Origin of the sequence: Pseudoalteromonas sp. SR41-1, assembly GCF_014164015.1 — a bacterium.
GTDB classification, from domain to species: Bacteria; Pseudomonadota; Gammaproteobacteria; order Enterobacterales; family Alteromonadaceae; genus Pseudoalteromonas; species Pseudoalteromonas distincta.
This window is the reverse complement of the sequence record NZ_JACJEK010000015.1, coordinates 105,559-122,015: the sequence shown is the minus strand read 5'-3', so window position 1 is coordinate 122,015 and position 16,457 is coordinate 105,559. Positions and strand designations below refer to the sequence as shown.

Here is a 16,457-nt window from a genome sequence, read left to right as displayed (position 1 = left end):
TTAATGCTTAAAAATAACCGCGAATGCCTAGCGCAAAGCTACGCCCTGGACGTGGTGCTATATCTTTTACAAATGAGCTGTGCACGCGTGCTTCTGTATCTGTTAAGTTGGTGCCTCGCAGGTAAACAGACATATCTTGGTTTAATACTGAAAGGTCGTAAGAGATGCTTGCATCAACCAATGTGTAACCGTCTGTTGCTGTTTCTTGTGGGGCTGTGCGGTCTTGCTTTTGATAGCGAGTAACGTGAATATGCGCACTTAGTTTATCTGTTTGGTAGCTTAGTTCGCTGCCAAAACGAAGCGGTGGTGTACGGGGTAAATCGCCGCCGTCTTTAAGGCGTGCACGAACGTAATCTGAGAATAAATCTACTTTAAATTCATCAGTTAATTGCCACGCAATTTGCGCTTCAAACCCGAGTAAAATTACGTCGTCTGTTTTAAATAAATAAACCGGCAGTTCTGATGAATGGTCGTGTTCGTCAGCGCCTTCTTCTTCATCGCCATGGTCGTGGCCACTTTCGGCGAATAAACCGGTGTCTATTTGGTAATAGTAATTATCTACTTGGTTGTAAAATGCATTTAAAATAAAGCCAACATCGCCTTGGGTTTTACGTAGTGTTAAATCGATATTATTGGCAGTTTCTAGGTCAATTGTTTGACTAGATAAACCTAAATGGCCGTCTTCATCTAAATCAAATAGTGCACCTACTTCGTAAGTGCCAGTACCAATGTGTGGCCCAAACGATAACAACTCAGAGGCAGAAGGCGCACGTTCAGAGCGCGATACAGAAAGTCCTAAATTATAGTTAGGTGTAAAATCCCACACTACGCCTGCAGATAAACTGATTGGCGTAAATTCGTGCTCTACGTCAAATACACGAGTGGTTTCTGCGCTTTCTTCGTGGTCGTGATCATGCTCGTCGGCTTCTTGCGCCTCATCGTGTGCATGAGCGTCAATATTTGGCAGTAACACGTCGCCTGCTTCAATGGTTACACGCTCTATACGCCCACCTACTTGCACTAAAAAATCACCAAAGTGCCTTTCTTCCATTAGCGCTACAGCAAAACTTCCGGTTTCTGATGGAGGAGTAAAGGCCTCTTCACCTTGTGCTTCAACATCGCTTTGTTTGTAATGAAAGCTAATGCCGCCATTCCACTCGCTAAATTGGTTATGCAGTAAGTCTATGCGTAATTCGTTTGTTTCGTTTTTAAATGTGGTGCCTACAGCGCCACCTTCAATTTCAGCGTGTTCGTAGTCGGTGTGGCCAACGCGTAGGTTTACTTTGTTTAGCCATTTATTATCTAGGTTGTACTCACCTAATAATTGCACTTTTGTTTGCTCTAAATCAGCAAATACGCTTTCTTCTTCGTCGCTGTGTTCTTCCTCTTCTTCATCGCCGTGCGTATGGCCCGGAATACCGTATTGACGATTAAATTGCTCTACTGCTAAGCCAATAAAGCCGTTATCCATTAAGTAGCTAGCGCCAACAGTAAAACCGTCAGACTCTTCATTACTGTTTTCAACAGTGTAATCGCCGCGATGCTCTTCATCATCGCTATCTATATCGGCAGCTACAGGTACCTCGTAGTCATCGGCTTCACGCCAAAACGCATCGGCATAAAATGCCACCGAGTCTGTGCCTGTGGTGGCATTAAACGAGGCTACTTTTTGGTTATCTACTGAGTTATGTTCTACGTTCCACTCGCCGCGTGTTGTGCTGTCGGTTGGTACGCGGCTATCTACCACATTTACTACACCACCAATCGCTCCGCTACCATAAAACAGTGTTGCTGGGCCGCGTAATACTTCAATTTGTTGTGCGGTAGACGCTTCTGATGCAACAGAATGGTCGGGGCCAACGCGCGACACATCACTTACATCAAGGCCATTTTGAGTTATGAGTACACGCGGGCCGCTTAAACCACGAATAATTGGTGTACTGGCTACCTTCCCGTGAAAGTTAGTATTAACGCCTGGAAGTTTTTCAAGGCTGTCGCCAAGTGTTGCAGCTTGTTGTCGCCTTAGTTGTTCGCCAGATAAAACACTAACAGGTGAGGCAGATTCCATTGCCGACATATGAATAGGGGTTGCTTCAATATCAATAACTTCAATAGGTGAGCGCTTTAAATTAAACGTAACTGATTGGTTTTCATCATTCGTTATTGTTATATCGCGATGAAGATGCGCATAGCCAGGGGCTACAACATGTAGCTCTTTTAAGCCATTTTTTAGCTCGGTTATTACAAATTTACCGTTTTTATCGGTGGCTACTTTACGGTCTGAGCCTTCAACTTCTACCGTTGCATTGGTAACTACTTTACCTTTGTTGTTTAAAACAACGCCTTCAATTGTGGATGCAAGCACACTAGCCGGCAATAAAGCTGCTATGAGAACAGCTAATTGTGATTTACGTTTCATTTGACTACCTTGTTAGATGTTATATTATATCAATTATGAGAGTAATGTTATAATATATCAACATCAATTAACTGATGTTATTAAAATGTCTCTTTAAAAGTAACGTTTTGAGTGGAGACACTGATTTAGTAGAGTAAATAATGAAGTCGAGTCAAAGTGTTATGGATCGTATGGCAATTGGGTTATCGGTAATGTGCACAGTGCATTGTTTTGCAACCCCGGTTATTTTAGCGTTATTACCAAGCTTTGCCGTACTGCGAATAGATAGTGAACAATTTCATTTATGGATTCTTGCGGCGGTATTGCCCACCAGTTTATTGGCATTAAGCTTAGGCTGTAAAAAGCATAAGCGTTTACGTTATATGGCCTGCGGCGTTATTGGGTTAGCCTTTATGATATGTGCGGTATTGCTAGGGCATGAGGTTGCCGAAAAAGCGTTTACTTTAATTGGGTCGGCGTTTATTGCTGTAGCTCATTGGTTTAATTACCAACAATGCCTTAAACAAAATGACGATAACTGCCCGTGTTCAAGCGCTGAAACTGATCAGGCAGCTTAGCGTTATCAGTGCTACAAACAGCTAACATGTAGCACTGCCTTTCAATATTTAACTTTTTTTAATAGCCTAAAGCTAAAAGTGAGTTAAAGTAGTCATTCAATATCTATTATTACGCTTGGCTTAGGTTAATTAATATAAATGAATACTGCTTTAAAATACTTGCTGTTACTCTGCGCTTTAATGTGTTTTAAATTAAGCGCAAATACCCCGTACCAAATCCCTAGAAGTAGTGTTATTGAGTTAACTGAGCCTGCTACTAAACGGGTATACCCTGTTTTTATTCAGCTCCCTAAGTCATATAAAAAGCAGCCTGAAAAAATATATCCGGTTATTTATTTAACCGATGCACCGTATACGTTTCCTATTGTGGCGGGTGCTACACGGTTTCCTATGAATAGCGGCAATATGCAGGAGGCTATTATTGTGGCCATTAGCTACGAAAAAGGATCTAGAGGGTCTAATAGTCGAATTAGAGACTACACCCCAAATAAGGCTCAAAGCTGGAAAAAGCAAACCGGTAACGCTCAAAATCATGCGCTGTTTTTAAAAAATACTGTGCTGCCATTTATACAAAGTAACTACCGAGCAAGTAGCACACAAAAAACCTATATAGGTAATTCTTTAGGCGGGTTATTTGGTGCCACTATTTTATTTACGATGCCCGATTTATTTAACAATTATATTATTGGCAGCCATCGGTTTGGTTTAACAGCAATGCAGTATTAGCGCTACAAGCACATAAGCCTAAAGTGCCTACAAAGGTTTATATATCGGTAGGGGCAAAGGAAACGCTAAGCTTTGGTGAAGGGCAAAATATGGTGGAAGGGGCAAAGCAATTAACGCAAAAAATTAATGCACTTAGCAGTGACAATATTGAACTAAAAAGCGTTGTTATTGAAGGGGCGAGCCATGCAACCGCATTTCCTACTACAGCAATACAAGGGCTTGATTGGGTGTTGGGAATGACACCAATCGACTTAAATATTTAATCATTCTAGCGTGCTAAATAGAGCGCTAACAGCGTTATAAATTTCTCATGTAGAACAGCTACATGTCGATATTTATGCCTTGTTATCACGCTATTTATCTGTCGCTATAAATGCCTAATAACTTAACACGATTGGTGTAGCCAATAAGCCCTAAAAGGCATTAAAAGCTTAGGCGCTTTCAAGTTCCTTTTTCCAGCTTACCAGTACTTCAATAAACTCAGGGCCTATACCACAGCAGCCACCAATAATGCTTGCGCCCTGGCTGTGCCATTTTTTAGCAAAGTCTAGATATTCTGAAGGTGAAATATCGCGATACGCTTGCGATCCTTCGTTGGCTTTGTAATCGCGTGCTATAGGTGTAAAGCCATTAGCAAACGCGCCTAAAATAACGCTTTTATTTTGCTTGGCTAATACCGCGTTGGTATCGCTAAAGGCTTGCTCTATAACCTCAGGAATTGAGCAATTAAAGAAAATACCAGCAACATTTTGTTGAAGCAAAGCCGCTACTGCGTCACTTACCAGCTCACCAGAGCGAAGTGTCGCTTGCTCGCTTATCACATCAGTTAAAGTAAATGCGTAATAACATGGCTTGTTTGAGCCTTTAAGGACGCTTGCCATAACGTGCGCTTCTTCAATACTCGATATAGTTTCGCCAATCCATAAATCTACGTGCTCGTCTTGCGCCTTGTATAGCGTATCTAAAATAGTAAAAGCACGTTTACTTTCAAATAAATCGGGGCGATATGAACCAAATGCAGGGGGTAATGACCCTGCAACTAATACACTTTGTTTAGCATTTTGAGCTACTTCTTTAGCAATAAGCGCCGCTTGCTCTGCGAGTAACGCGCCTTGGCTTTCGTAGCGTTCTTCACCTAAATGAAAGGGCACACAGGCATAACTGTTAACCGTAATTATTTCAGCGCCTGCATCTATAAAGCCTTGATGAGCTCGTGCTACAAAGTGTGGGGCTTCTATTAGTGCTTGTGCACTCCAAAGTGGCTGTGAGAACGGTGCGCCAATGCGCTTAAGTTCACGTCCCATGCCGCCATCTAAAATTGTTACCTTTTTCACTTATGGACTTCTATATGTCTAAATAATATGGCGCTATTCAAACATATTTTTTAAAAAATCATAATGAAACTTCATCAGGTGGGGCATGAAAAAAGCTCAACCTATTAAAAGGGCACAAAAAAAGCGACTACCCAATATGGTGTCGCTTTTTTAGTAGGTATTATTAGCTTACTTATAAAAGGCTTCAACAGTGCCTTTTCTTGTAAGTAAAAGTGGTTGTCCGCGACGATCAAGCCCTTTTGGAGATGCAAACTTTATCCAACCTTCGCTGATGCAGTATTCTTCAACATCAAAACGCTCTTTGCCGTTGAACGTGATACCAATATCGTGTTCAAAAACTTCTTCCACATGATGTGGGCTACGTGGGTTAATAGAAAGGCGATCTGGTAAAGCAGGTTTTGCGGTAGTGTCGTTCATGGTCATATTCTATATTGAATGAAGTATGCGCTATTGTAGGCAATACAAAGCTTTCGCTCAAGAGAGATAGTAGTAAATGTGTTTAAAAATGCACTAATTAATGAGTTGCGGATACAAATGAGATGGCGCTTGGAAAATATGTATAGAAGGGGTGTTTGACGATATTTGACTAAAAATTATATAGATAAGTATATTAATGGGCTATTGCTAACCCATTAAATTGTGTAGCAATTAGATGCTAACAATGTTCTCGGCTTGTGGGCCTTTTTGACCTTGAGTAACAGTAAACTGTACACGTTGGCCTTCAGCTAAAGTTTTGAAACCGTCGCCAGAGATCGCGCTGAAATGTGCGAACACGTCTGCGCCAGATTCTTGCTCGATAAAACCAAAACCTTTTGCTTCGTTAAACCATTTTACTGAACCAGTAGTTGTAGTAGACATAATATGTATCCTAAAAAATTAATATAAGTGTGCCTGAAAAGAGGCGATTGAGCCGGAAAAAATAGTTAACTTGAGGATATCGCGTAGGATTATTACTAAAACAACGGGGTACTAACAAATAAAACAAAACTTCTTTCAAACTAGTATTCAAAATGGGTTATTGCTAACCCATTTTAACGAAAGCAATTAGATGCTAACAATGTTCTCGGCTTGTGGGCCTTTTTGACCTTGAGTAACAGTAAACTGTACACGTTGGCCTTCAGCTAAAGTTTTAAAACCGTCGCCAGAGATCGCGCTGAAATGTGCGAACACGTCTGCGCCAGATTCTTGCTCGATAAAACCAAAACCTTTTGCTTCGTTAAACCATTTTACTGAACCAGTAGTTGTATTAGACATAATATGTATCCTAAAAAATTAATATAAGTGTGCCTGAAAAGAGGCGATTGAGCCGGAAAAAATAGTTAACTTGAGGATATCGTGCAGGATTATTACTAAAACAACTCGGTACTAACAAATAAAACAAAACTTCTTTCAAACTAGTATTCAAAATGGGTTATTACTAACCCATTAAATTGTGTAGCAATTAGATGCTAACAATGTTCTCGGCTTGTGGGCCTTTTTGACCTTGAGTAACAGTAAACTGTACACGTTGGCCTTCAGCTAAAGTTTTGAAACCGTCGCCAGAGATTGCGCTAAAATGTGCAAAAACGTCTGCGCCAGATTCTTGCTCGATAAAACCAAAACCTTTTGCTTCGTTAAACCATTTTACTGAACCAGTAGTTGTATTAGACATAATATGTATCCTAAAAAATTAATATACGTGTGCCTGAAAAGAGGCGATTGAGCCGGAAAAAATAGTTAACTTGAGGATATCGCGTGGGATTATTACTAAAACAACTCGGTACTAACAAATAAAACAAAACTTCTTTCAAACTAGTATTCAAAATGGGTTATTGCTAACCCATTTTAACGAAAGCAATTAGATGCTAACGATGTTTTCAGCTTGTGGACCTTTTTGACCTTGTGTAACAGTAAACTGTACACGTTGGCCTTCAGCTAGAGTTTTGAAACCGTCGCCAGAGATTGCGCTGAAATGTGCGAAAACATCAGGACCAGATTCTTGCTCGATGAAACCAAAACCTTTTGCTTCGTTGAAAAATTTAACTGTACCAGTTGTAGTTGTAGACATAATAGTATCCTAAGGATTAATAAAAGTGCGCCTTAAATTAGGCAATTTAACAGGAAGAAAACATACATTTAACTGAGGATAACGCGAAGGATTATTACTAAAACAACGTGGTACTTACAAATAAATAGGGTTTTCTGTCAACCCGATGGTAAGCAGGATAACAGTAAATTAAGTTATATACCAAGCCCTATTGTAAATTTATTTTAGAGTAAGTGCTTTATTTGTTTGTTTGTTTTTTAACTGATTAGTTATGATTGAGATGATCTTTTTTACTTCTTAATTAAAGGTAAATCTATTTTAATCAACGCTTTATGCTTGTTTTTGTACACGGTTTTAGAGTAAGTGAAATACAGGTTTTAATTGGTTAAAACATAACCTAATTACCTACTAAATATTTTAATATATATCTGAAATAATCTGATTCATTAGCTCCAAATTATAAATCCAAGTATTAATAATGCAATCCAAAGTGTTTCAGCAACAATTAAAACAATAGGTTTCATGCCTACTTCGGTAAGTTTTCCTAAATTAGTTTTCATACCTATGGCTGAAATAGCCGCAATTAAAAAGAACTGTGAAAGTTCGTTAGCGGTTTCAAGCACTATTGTAGGAAGAGAAAAGCAGCTATTTATTATCATAAGTATGACAAAGCCAATTAAAAAGCCAGGTACTTTAGGTAATTCTCCGTGTTTTTCTTTATTTGAGCGATTAATAACAACCATCATAATAAGCACAACGGGTAGTAGCATAGCAACACGCACAAGCTTAGTTAGAGTTGCTATATCGCCTGTCTCGGGTGATACAGAATAACCAGCACCCACTACCTGCGCTACATCGTGTATTGTGCCGCCTAAAAATACGCCTGCATTATGCGCGTCAAATTCAAGGTAATTAACCACAATAGGGTAGAGGATCATAGCTAGGGTCGACATGGCTGTTACGCCAATAACGGTTAATAAGGTGTCGCGTTCTTTATGTTCGCTGTTTGGCATAATAGACGAGATAGCCAGCGCAGCAGACGCTCCACAAATAGCAACCGAACCACCTGTAAGTGCACCAAAGCGCTTTTGCAAGCCAAATGCGCGTGCTAGTACTACGCCTAAAATAATAGTAGTAAATATAGCGCCCGCTAGCATAAGTGCGGTTTGCCAACCCAGTGTTACTAAATCTCCCAGTGCTATGCGTGTGCCTAGCAGTACTATACCGACGCGCAAAACCGTGGTGCCAGTAAAGTCGATACCTTTGGCGCAAGGGCTATCGCTTTGATACAAAAATGAGACTGCCATACCCAGTAACAAAGCAAACAGCATGGCTGGCGCGCCGTAATGCTCACTCAAAAATAAAGCGGCAAGGCCAGTCATTGCAGCAATGCTGGCGCCTTGCCATAAAGGTGATATTTTACTGCTTAATTTACCACTTAAGCGCTGCATTACGCTTTTGCTGCGGTAAGTGCTACTAACACTTGGCGTTTACGTTCACCTGTAAAAGGTCGACGACCATGCATAGCCATTTCGTTATCAACTAAAGCAACGTCACCGTCTTGCCATGCAAGATCAAAGGTAAATACTTTAGAAAGCTCAACAATTTTATCAAGCCCTGCTTTAGGAATGGCACTACCATCACCAAAGGTAATGGCAATTGATGGGTTATCGCGTACACCTTTCCAGCCCATGTAAGCGGCAATCAGTTGGTTATAAAAAACCTGTACATTGTTTTCAAGAGTTACTACAGCAGGTAGTACCGGTGTAACGGCTTTTAGTGAGCCGTCTTCAAGCCATTCCCACTCGTAACCAAGTTCGGTTAATTTATTATGTGCTTCGTCTTTGGTTTCTACACTTAGCGTACTTTTCCAGCTGCGACCTTGGCCTGATGTTGCGTCGTCAGCGGCTGGCATATAGGTGGTATATTTTAGGCCTTTGTGTTCAAAATCATGGGCAAGTTTACTGTCGTATTCTTTTAATGCGCTAAATAACTTATCTGATCGGCAAAGAGGTGTTGCACCACCTTCTTCTGCGGCCGATTTACAAAAGAAGAATAACTTACTTGGCGAAATAGGCGTTTGCGCCATTTCGTGATGTAAGTATATTTCTACATCTTTTGGCGCTTCGTTGGCTGTAAATACACGCTCGGTAAAATTAATACGTACCGCGTTAGACAGTGACTCTTTATAGGTAAAGTTTGTGTAGTCAAACCCTGCTGAAAAAGTATCAAAGGTTTCGGCGCTATTTACCGGGAAGCCACGAAACAGCACAGCACCTGAGCTGCGAAGCTTTGTAGCCAGTTCACTTTTATTCGCGCGAATGAAAGCTACCGCTTCTTCAACGGTGCTGGCGTTATTGTTATTAACCACAATGCACGGAAAAACCGAATCATCGAATGTTAATTGAGTTGGCACTGAGGCGTAGTTAATTTCGGTAGCTGACATTGTATGTTCCTAATCGTAAATTGGGTGAAAACGGTTAAAGGCAGCTTCACAAAAGTGCCCAGGGTCGTTAAATCGGCGATTACTGTTAAGCGCAGAAATTTGCGCCATTTCTTGCTCTGTTAATTCAAAATCAAACAGTGCGAGGTTTTCTTTCATGCGTGCAAGTTTTGAAGTTTTTGGAATAATGGCTGTGCCGCGTTGCACGCCCCAGCGAAGAACTACTTGTGCTGGCGTTTTGCCATGATTGTGTGCAGCCGCTTTAACAACGCTTTGCTCAAGAACTGATTCAGTTTTATCAGCCATTTCTAGCTCAAGGTATGAAAGCGCACCCAGTGGTGAAAACGCAGTAACCGGAATATCGTACTGCTTAGCTAATCTTACTAATCGCTCTTGCGTTAAATAAGGGTGCGACTCAATTTGCAACATAGCGGGTTTGATATTTGCGTAGGTCATTAAATCGTGAAGCAGCGCGCTTGAGTAATTACATACTCCAATGCGTTTAGCTTTGTTGTTATGTACTTGCTCTTCCATTGCTTGCCACGTTAAATATAGCGGCACTTTTGCCAGCTCCATTTGTGGATTTTGCGCGTCTGGGTCAACAAACCACTCTGGTGGATAGCGGGTTTCTATTGGCACAAATGTTTGCGCAATCGGAAAATGAATTAGGTATAAGTCTAGGTAATCTAGCTTTAAATCACTCAGTGTTTTATCAATCGCGAGGCCAACATGCTCTGGTGCATGAAAGGTATTCCACAGTTTTGATGTTACCCATAATTCTTCGCGAGTACATAAACCATCGTTTATTGCTTGGGCTATGCCATCGCCTACTTGTTCTTCGTTACCGTAGTCTGATGCGCAATCAAGATGGCGGTAACCTGCCTTAATGGCTTGGTATACCGTTTGCGCACAATCTTCTTGTGCTACTTTCCATAAACCGAACCCTACTGGAGGGATATTATTTAATGAACTCATTGGGAATTCCTGTTAAAAATGCATAATGACTTAGGTCTTGTATAAGACATAAGTTATTATACGAATCAAACAGTGTCAATACTGTGTTAACAGCAAAGTAGTAAATGGGTGGGTTAAAAAACCTACAGGCAGCAAAAAGGCAGCGTTTGCTGCCTTTAAAAAATATTTAATTATTATGCGCTAAAGTGAGTTTTTAGCACTAAACACGCTTTTAATTAATCAAGTTCAATTTGATAGTGGTAATGATCGCTACGGCATTTGCTTTGGCGGTATTCAATTAGCTTACCTTCGATTGATTCGGTAATTCGTGATACCAACAGCAGTGGGTCGCCAGCTTTAATAGCAAGCATTTTGGCATCATCAGCTGTAGCAAGTACAGCTTTAATACTGTCTTGGGTTTTGTGTACAGTTTGGTTAAATTTGGTTTGATAGTAATGGTACAATGTATGCGGAATATCACTACTTTGATGTATATCAGGAAAGTAGCTTTGTGGTAGGTATATAGTTTCGCTCATGCAAAATTCGTTATTAAGAATGCGCCTACGAACAAGCTTGGTAACTTTGTCTTTTTTATTGAGTTGTAACGCTTCTATTACTTCAACTGGCGCTGCACAAAGCTCAACCGATAGCAGTTCAGCCTTTGGCAAATCGGCACCTTTACCGTCTGCTTGTAACGGAAAAAACCTAAATAAGGCATCTTGCGCAGTATGCTCTGATACAAACGTACCAACGCCTTGGCGACGAGTTACTATTTTATTGTCGGTTAATAAGTTTAGTGCTTTACGAACTGTACCTTGGCTTACGTTAAATTCTTCAGCAAGGCGAAATTCGCTTGGTAGTGCTTCGCCAGGTACCCAACGTCTTTCAACAATGAGCTGTTTAATATAATCAGCCACTTGTAAGTAAAGTGGTTGAAAAGCCAAGCTTGGGCCACTTAATTTGTGATCAAACATAGAGTTACTCATTATTATTTACCATTAAATTTAATCCACCTGTAGTTATAGCATAGGTGAAACCTTTTACGCATATTTGCGCTAGCTCAATTAAACGTGAACTACTGCTGTAATGTTTAATAGGCGCAAAATATACATTATGCCTAAAAACAAATCGTTACACTACAATAGCTCACCCTTAGGAAATTAAAAGTGCTCAGTATTTCTTTTGAACTCATTTTGCTTATGGCGTTGTGCCTAAGCCTTGCCACTGTAATGCAAACTCTTAGCGGGTTTGGCTTTGGGTTGCTGGTGGTTGCAAGCTTTACGTTGCTTGATGTATTGCCACTTACGGCAACTACATTTTTAGTGAGTTTGCTAGGGTTAGTTAATTCAACAACCGTGGTCGTTAAAAACCGCAGTTCGGTAAAAGTACCCGAGCTAAAACTTATGTTGTATACCGGTATACCGTTAATGCTGATAGGTTTTGTGCTACTTGAGTTTATGTCGTCGCATTTAACGCACTATTTAAACTTTATTTTAGGTGTAAGTATTCTGCTGTGCTGCGCTTTAATGCTGATTGGCCGCGATCGTGCTAATAAACAAAGCCGCCCTCGTTCGTTTTTAATAGCTGGAGGGGTGAGTGGATTACTTGGTGGGTTGTTTTCAACCTCAGGGCCGCCGCTTGTGTTTCAGTGTTATAAACAAAGTTGGTCTATTGAAGCTATTCGCAGTACGTTATTAGCGGTATTTACTATTGGCGGGTTAGTACGTGTAGGTATCGCCTTATTTGGTACTTTGCCGGGGCTCGACATTATGTTTTTAATTGCAGCGGCTATTCCCTTAGTGTTGTTAGTTACGCATTTTGCTCGTAAATTAACACCTTACGTTGACGCTAAATGGATACGCATTATAGCTATTACGTTACTAGGACTGAGCGGCGTATCGCTGGTGGCTACATCGGCACCTGGCATTTTTTAAAAAATGCGATGTAAATAATTCATCTTGAGTTTATTTACGTTGACATGGGGATTACAATTATCTAACTTGTGTCTTATACAAGACTAATAATTGGTTAAGGAACTCCCATGAATGCATTTGAATTACGTGAGCCAGACTGGAACGCAATAGAGCCAGCACGCTTAACCGCACAGCCAAAGTTACAAGGTAATGTGCTGGTTTTGCCCACTCAGTTTGGTGATATTAGCGTAACGATTAGCCAGTTTGGCTTACGTTTAAATGCAGGCACCACGCATGACGAGCAGTTTAAAATATTAACCACAACCCCATCAGAATACCCCCTCACACTTAGCAAAAACAATAATGATTACAGTGTAAGTGGTGGCGAATACCGGCTAGAGTTTTACTGCGACCCTTTTCATTTCAAACTTTATAAAAACGATGAGCTAGTGCAGCAATCAGCAACCGATGGCCACTTTGTACGCCAGCATCGTTTACCGCCACTGGCTAAAACTGATAACGGCTGGATATTAAGCTTAGAGCTTAACTACGATGAGGCCGTGTATGGTCTTGGCGAAAAATGGGGAAAGCTTGATAAACGCGGCCAACTTATTCGTTCATACAACCACGATGCGCTAGGCGTTAACGCCGAAAAGTCTTATAAAAACACACCGTATGCATGGAGCCCAGAAGGCTGGAACTTATTTGTACATACACCTGCGCCGGTAACTCATGGCGTAGGTTACGCACTGTGGTCGCAACGCGCATATGTATGTTTAGTTGAAGATGACGCGCTAGATGTATTTTTATATCAAGAACAAACACCTGCCCAAAGCATTAACCGTTACTGTGAGCTAACAGGTTTTGCACCGGTGCCACCGCAGTGGAGCTTTGGTGTTATTTTATCAAAAGCGTATTACAAAGATGCTGACGAATTACTTAGTGTTGCCCGCGAAGTGCGTGCTAAAAATATGCCGTGCGACGTAATTACTCTTGATGGCCGCGCATGGCAAGACACCGACACCCGCTTTGCATTTGAATGGGATCCAACACGCTACGCCGACCCAAAACCAGTGCTTGATGAACTAAAAGCGATGGATTTTAAAATTTGCGTATGGGAATACCCGATGATCTCGGTAAATAACCCATTATTTGCTAAAGCGGCCGAAAATGGCTGGCTTATAAAAGATAAACGCACCGGTAAAGCGTATCAATACGAGTGGGATTTAAGCCCATTTGGCGAAGTACTTACACCACTACCAGAGTCGGGTATTTTAGATTTTACTCACCCCGACGCTTACGAATACTGGCTCGAATCGCACAAGCCATTGTTTGAGCTTGGCGTAGATATGATAAAAGCAGACTTTGGCGAACAGCTAGAAGACGAAAACATGGTATCGCACAGTGGCGACAGCGGCATAAGATTACACAACGTTTACAGCATGTTGTATAACCGCTGCGTTTTTGAGGCCGCCGAAAAATACTGTAAAACAGGGCCATTTTTGTTTAGCCGTTCAGCATGGACTGGCAGCCAACGCTTTCCTGCACAATGGGGCGGCGACCCACAGGCCGATTGGCAGGGTTTAGCGGCAAGCATTCGTGGCAGTTTAGCGTGGGGTATGTCGGGTGGGCCATTTTTTGCAACCGACATTGGTGGTTTTTACAAAGACACCCGCGACGCAGAACTTTACGTGCGCTGGGCACAAGCCTCGGTATTTAGCGCACATATGCGCTTACATGGTATTGGTCCTCGCGAACCTTGGTCTTACACAGAGCAAGCAAGTGATGCGGTATTTGCAGCACTTAAATTACGCTACCAGTTAATTCCGTACTTACAAACATGTGCAGAGCAAGCGCAGCAAACAGGCTTGCCGGTTCAGCGTGCCATGGCATTGGCATTTCCTGATGATGTACTGGCGCATAGTTTTGATCAGCAATTTATGTGCGGTGAAAAATTACTGGTTGTGCCGTGTGTAGTACCAAACGGTAAAGTTAAGTTTTACTTACCTCAAGGTAATTGGATTCGCTTCCCCGATAAACAAGTTTACGAAGGGAGTAAGTACTACGAGCACACACTCGCACTTGAAGAAATGGCAGTATTTGTACGCGAAGGCGACAGCCTAATGCTTGGCCCAGAGGTTCAACACACAGGGCAAGAAATGAGCCAATTAACAGCATGGCCTAAATAAAACTCGGCTTAATAAAACACACACAACACACACAATAATAAAGATATTAGCTTACTTTTTACCGAGTAAAGTAAGCTAAAAGGGGCGCAAGATGGAAGGTATGAACATTACCATGACACTGCTATCGTGCTTGGCGTTTATGGCGCTGGTAGGATATATCTCGTACCAAAAAACCAAAGGTGAAGTTAACACCCAAGATGGCTACTTTTTAGCGGGTCGTGGGTTAACGGGTACGTTTATAGCAGGCTCGATGATCCTCACAAATTTATCAGCAGAGCAACTAATTGGCCTTAATGGCTCAGCCTATGGTTACAACCTAAGCTCAATGGCTTGGGAAGTAACCGCAGGAGTATCAACCATCATTATGGCGTTGATCTTTTTGCCTCGTTATTTAGCGGGTGCGTTTTCTACCTTGCCTGAATTTTTACGAGATCGTTTTAATGATACCGTACGCCGCATGACGGTGATCTTATTTATGGTAGGGTATTGTTTTATAACGATCCCTTCGGTTTTGTACTCAGGATCAATAGCCGTACTCAGGCTGTTTGATGTTCCTACCTTATTAAATATGAGTTACGAAGCAAGCCTGATTGTGACCATTATTACAGTGGGCTCAGTTGGCGCTATATACGCTGTTTTTGGCGGTTTAAAGGCGGTTGCGGTATCAGATACCATTAACGGTGTTGGGTTATTAATTATTGGTATTTTAGTGCCCACACTAGGTTTGATAGCACTAGGCGACGGTAGTTTTTCAGAAGGGTTAAGCACCCTTGTAAACACCGATACAGAAAAACTCAACGCTATTGGTAGCGAGGATGATCCCGTGCCATTTGGCACTATTTTTACAGGTATGATCCTCGCTAATTTGTTTTATTGGGGTACTAATCAGTACGTGATCCAGCGTACGCTGGGCGCTAAAAACTTAGTAGAAGGGCAAAAAGGCGTGTTGTTTTCAGGGTACTTTAAAGTGTTAGTACCGTTTATGATGATGATCCCAGGCGTTATTGCTTACCATCTTTATAAACACGAAAGCCTACCCACTATCGATTTAGCTTACCCACATTTAGTGAAAGAAGTGCTTCCACAGTATTTATCTGGGTTCTTTTTGGCCGTATTACTAGGTGCTGTATTTAGCTCATTTAATTCACTGCTCAATAGCGCGGCAACCTTATTTTGCTTAGACGTTTATAAGCCAATGAAAAAAAATAAGGTAACAGACAGCCAACTTATAAAAGTAGCCAAAATTACTAGTATTGTTATTGCCATATTGTCGTTTATAACTGCGCCATTATTGATGTTCGCACCTGAAGGTTTATGGCACATAATTCGTGTGTTTACAGGCTTTTACAATATTCCGGTCATCACAATTGTATTGGTAGGTTTGTTTACTCGAAAAGTGCCTGCACTGGGCGCTAAAGTCGCGATTATATTCCATATTATTGCCTACACCTTGCTTAAATTTGTATGGGATGTAGACATTAACTTTATTCATATTTACGCCATTTTGTTCTTAATTGAATTGGCGATAATGCTGGGTATTGGTTACTACAAACCACTTAAAACACCATGGCAATTTACTCGTAAAGCTGAGGTAGACCTTAATCCTTGGAAATACGCATTACCTTGCGCAATTGTATTAGTAAGCTTGATTGTTAGCTTATATATATTATTTTCGCCACTCGGATTGGTTGGTGGAACCAGTGTGTACTTTGTACCAAGTTTAGCTGCTGTATGGTCTACAGCCTTAGTGCTTAGCTGGTGGAGTGTACGTCGTTGGCAGGTTAGTTACGAAAATAGCTTAGCGCGTATTGGTGCTAAAAACGCCGCATAACCTGCGGCTATATTCTGTATACCAAACTTAAATCACATTTAATTCACATAATGTTTGCATTAGTA

Annotated in this window: 15 protein-coding genes and 1 pseudogene; 5 read left to right on the top strand and 11 right to left on the bottom strand. The window is 41.2% G+C overall.

Annotated elements, in window-relative coordinates; all coding sequences use genetic code 11:
• Positions 1-7 precede the first annotated feature (7 nt).
• Positions 8-2,419 (bottom strand): TonB-dependent receptor, encoded by a 2,412-nt coding sequence (locus H5118_RS14220; RefSeq protein WP_182749202.1) that lies wholly within the window; start codon positions 2,417-2,419, stop codon positions 8-10.
• A gap of 140 nt (positions 2,420-2,559) precedes the next feature.
• On the opposite strand from H5118_RS14220, the gene H5118_RS14215 reads away from it, so the two are divergent.
• Both H5118_RS14215 and H5118_RS14210 read left to right on the top strand, forming a co-directional pair.
• Positions 2,560-2,976 (top strand): MerC domain-containing protein, encoded by a 417-nt coding sequence (locus tag H5118_RS14215; protein ID WP_182749201.1) that lies wholly within the window; start codon positions 2,560-2,562, stop codon positions 2,974-2,976.
• A gap of 138 nt (positions 2,977-3,114) precedes the next feature.
• A pseudogene (locus tag H5118_RS14210) lies at positions 3,115-3,965 on the top strand (alpha/beta hydrolase).
• 168 nt (positions 3,966-4,133) lie between these two features.
• Here H5118_RS14210 and H5118_RS14205 read toward each other — a convergent pair.
• The 10 genes from H5118_RS14205 to H5118_RS14160 all read right to left on the bottom strand — a co-directional run bounded on the left by H5118_RS14205 (position 4,134) and on the right by H5118_RS14160 (position 11,445).
• The gene (locus H5118_RS14205; protein ID WP_182749199.1) at positions 4,134-5,036 is read right to left on the bottom strand and encodes a homocysteine S-methyltransferase family protein; all 903 of its coding nucleotides are present in this window, start codon (positions 5,034-5,036) and stop codon (positions 4,134-4,136) included.
• A 168-nt stretch (positions 5,037-5,204) separates the two neighbouring features.
• A complete protein-coding gene (locus H5118_RS14200) occupies positions 5,205-5,453 on the bottom strand; it encodes a DUF3297 family protein (protein WP_002963088.1) in 249 nt (82 codons plus the stop codon).
• A 231-nt stretch (positions 5,454-5,684) separates the two neighbouring features.
• Positions 5,685-5,894, bottom strand: coding sequence for a cold-shock protein (locus tag H5118_RS14195; RefSeq protein ID WP_010554515.1), 210 nt, complete (start codon positions 5,892-5,894; stop codon positions 5,685-5,687).
• A gap of 186 nt (positions 5,895-6,080) precedes the next feature.
• On the bottom strand, positions 6,081-6,290 hold the full coding sequence (locus tag H5118_RS14190) for a cold-shock protein (protein ID WP_007580429.1): 210 nt from the start codon (positions 6,288-6,290) through the stop codon (positions 6,081-6,083).
• Between the two features lie 187 nt (positions 6,291-6,477).
• The gene (locus tag H5118_RS14185) at positions 6,478-6,687 is read right to left on the bottom strand and encodes a cold-shock protein (RefSeq protein ID WP_007580429.1); all 210 of its coding nucleotides are present in this window, start codon (positions 6,685-6,687) and stop codon (positions 6,478-6,480) included.
• Positions 6,688-6,873: 186 nt separating this feature from the next.
• Positions 6,874-7,083 carry a cold-shock protein gene (locus H5118_RS14180; protein WP_024595869.1) on the bottom strand — a complete coding sequence of 70 codons (210 nt, stop codon included), beginning with the start codon at positions 7,081-7,083 and terminating at the stop codon, positions 6,874-6,876.
• 425 nt (positions 7,084-7,508) lie between these two features.
• On the bottom strand, positions 7,509-8,513 hold the full coding sequence (locus H5118_RS14175) for a YeiH family protein (protein ID WP_182749197.1): 1,005 nt from the start codon (positions 8,511-8,513) through the stop codon (positions 7,509-7,511).
• On the bottom strand, positions 8,513-9,508 hold the full coding sequence (locus H5118_RS14170; RefSeq protein ID WP_182749195.1) for a TauD/TfdA family dioxygenase: 996 nt from the start codon (positions 9,506-9,508) through the stop codon (positions 8,513-8,515). The genes H5118_RS14175 and H5118_RS14170 overlap by 1 nt, the downstream gene beginning before the upstream one ends.
• A 9-nt stretch (positions 9,509-9,517) precedes the next feature.
• On the bottom strand, positions 9,518-10,480 hold the full coding sequence (locus H5118_RS14165) for an aldo/keto reductase (protein ID WP_024595866.1): 963 nt from the start codon (positions 10,478-10,480) through the stop codon (positions 9,518-9,520).
• Between the two features lie 215 nt (positions 10,481-10,695).
• Complete coding sequence (locus H5118_RS14160) at positions 10,696-11,445, bottom strand: GntR family transcriptional regulator (protein ID WP_024595865.1); 750 nt, start codon at positions 11,443-11,445, stop codon at positions 10,696-10,698.
• Positions 11,446-11,625: 180 nt separating this feature from the next.
• Here H5118_RS14160 and H5118_RS14155 point away from each other — a divergent pair, with 180 nt between their 5' ends.
• The 3 genes from H5118_RS14155 to H5118_RS14145 all read left to right on the top strand — a co-directional run bounded on the left by H5118_RS14155 (position 11,626) and on the right by H5118_RS14145 (position 16,392).
• Positions 11,626-12,393: a sulfite exporter TauE/SafE family protein gene (locus tag H5118_RS14155; RefSeq protein WP_024595864.1), complete on the top strand. Its 768-nt coding sequence runs from the start codon at positions 11,626-11,628 to the stop codon at positions 12,391-12,393.
• Between the two features lie 107 nt (positions 12,394-12,500).
• Complete coding sequence (locus H5118_RS14150) at positions 12,501-14,561, top strand: alpha-xylosidase (protein WP_182749193.1); 2,061 nt, start codon at positions 12,501-12,503, stop codon at positions 14,559-14,561.
• A gap of 91 nt (positions 14,562-14,652) precedes the next feature.
• Entirely contained in the window at positions 14,653-16,392 is a 1,740-nt protein-coding gene (locus tag H5118_RS14145; RefSeq protein ID WP_182749191.1) for a solute:sodium symporter family transporter, read from the top strand.
• The last annotated feature ends 65 nt before the right edge of the window (positions 16,393-16,457 follow it).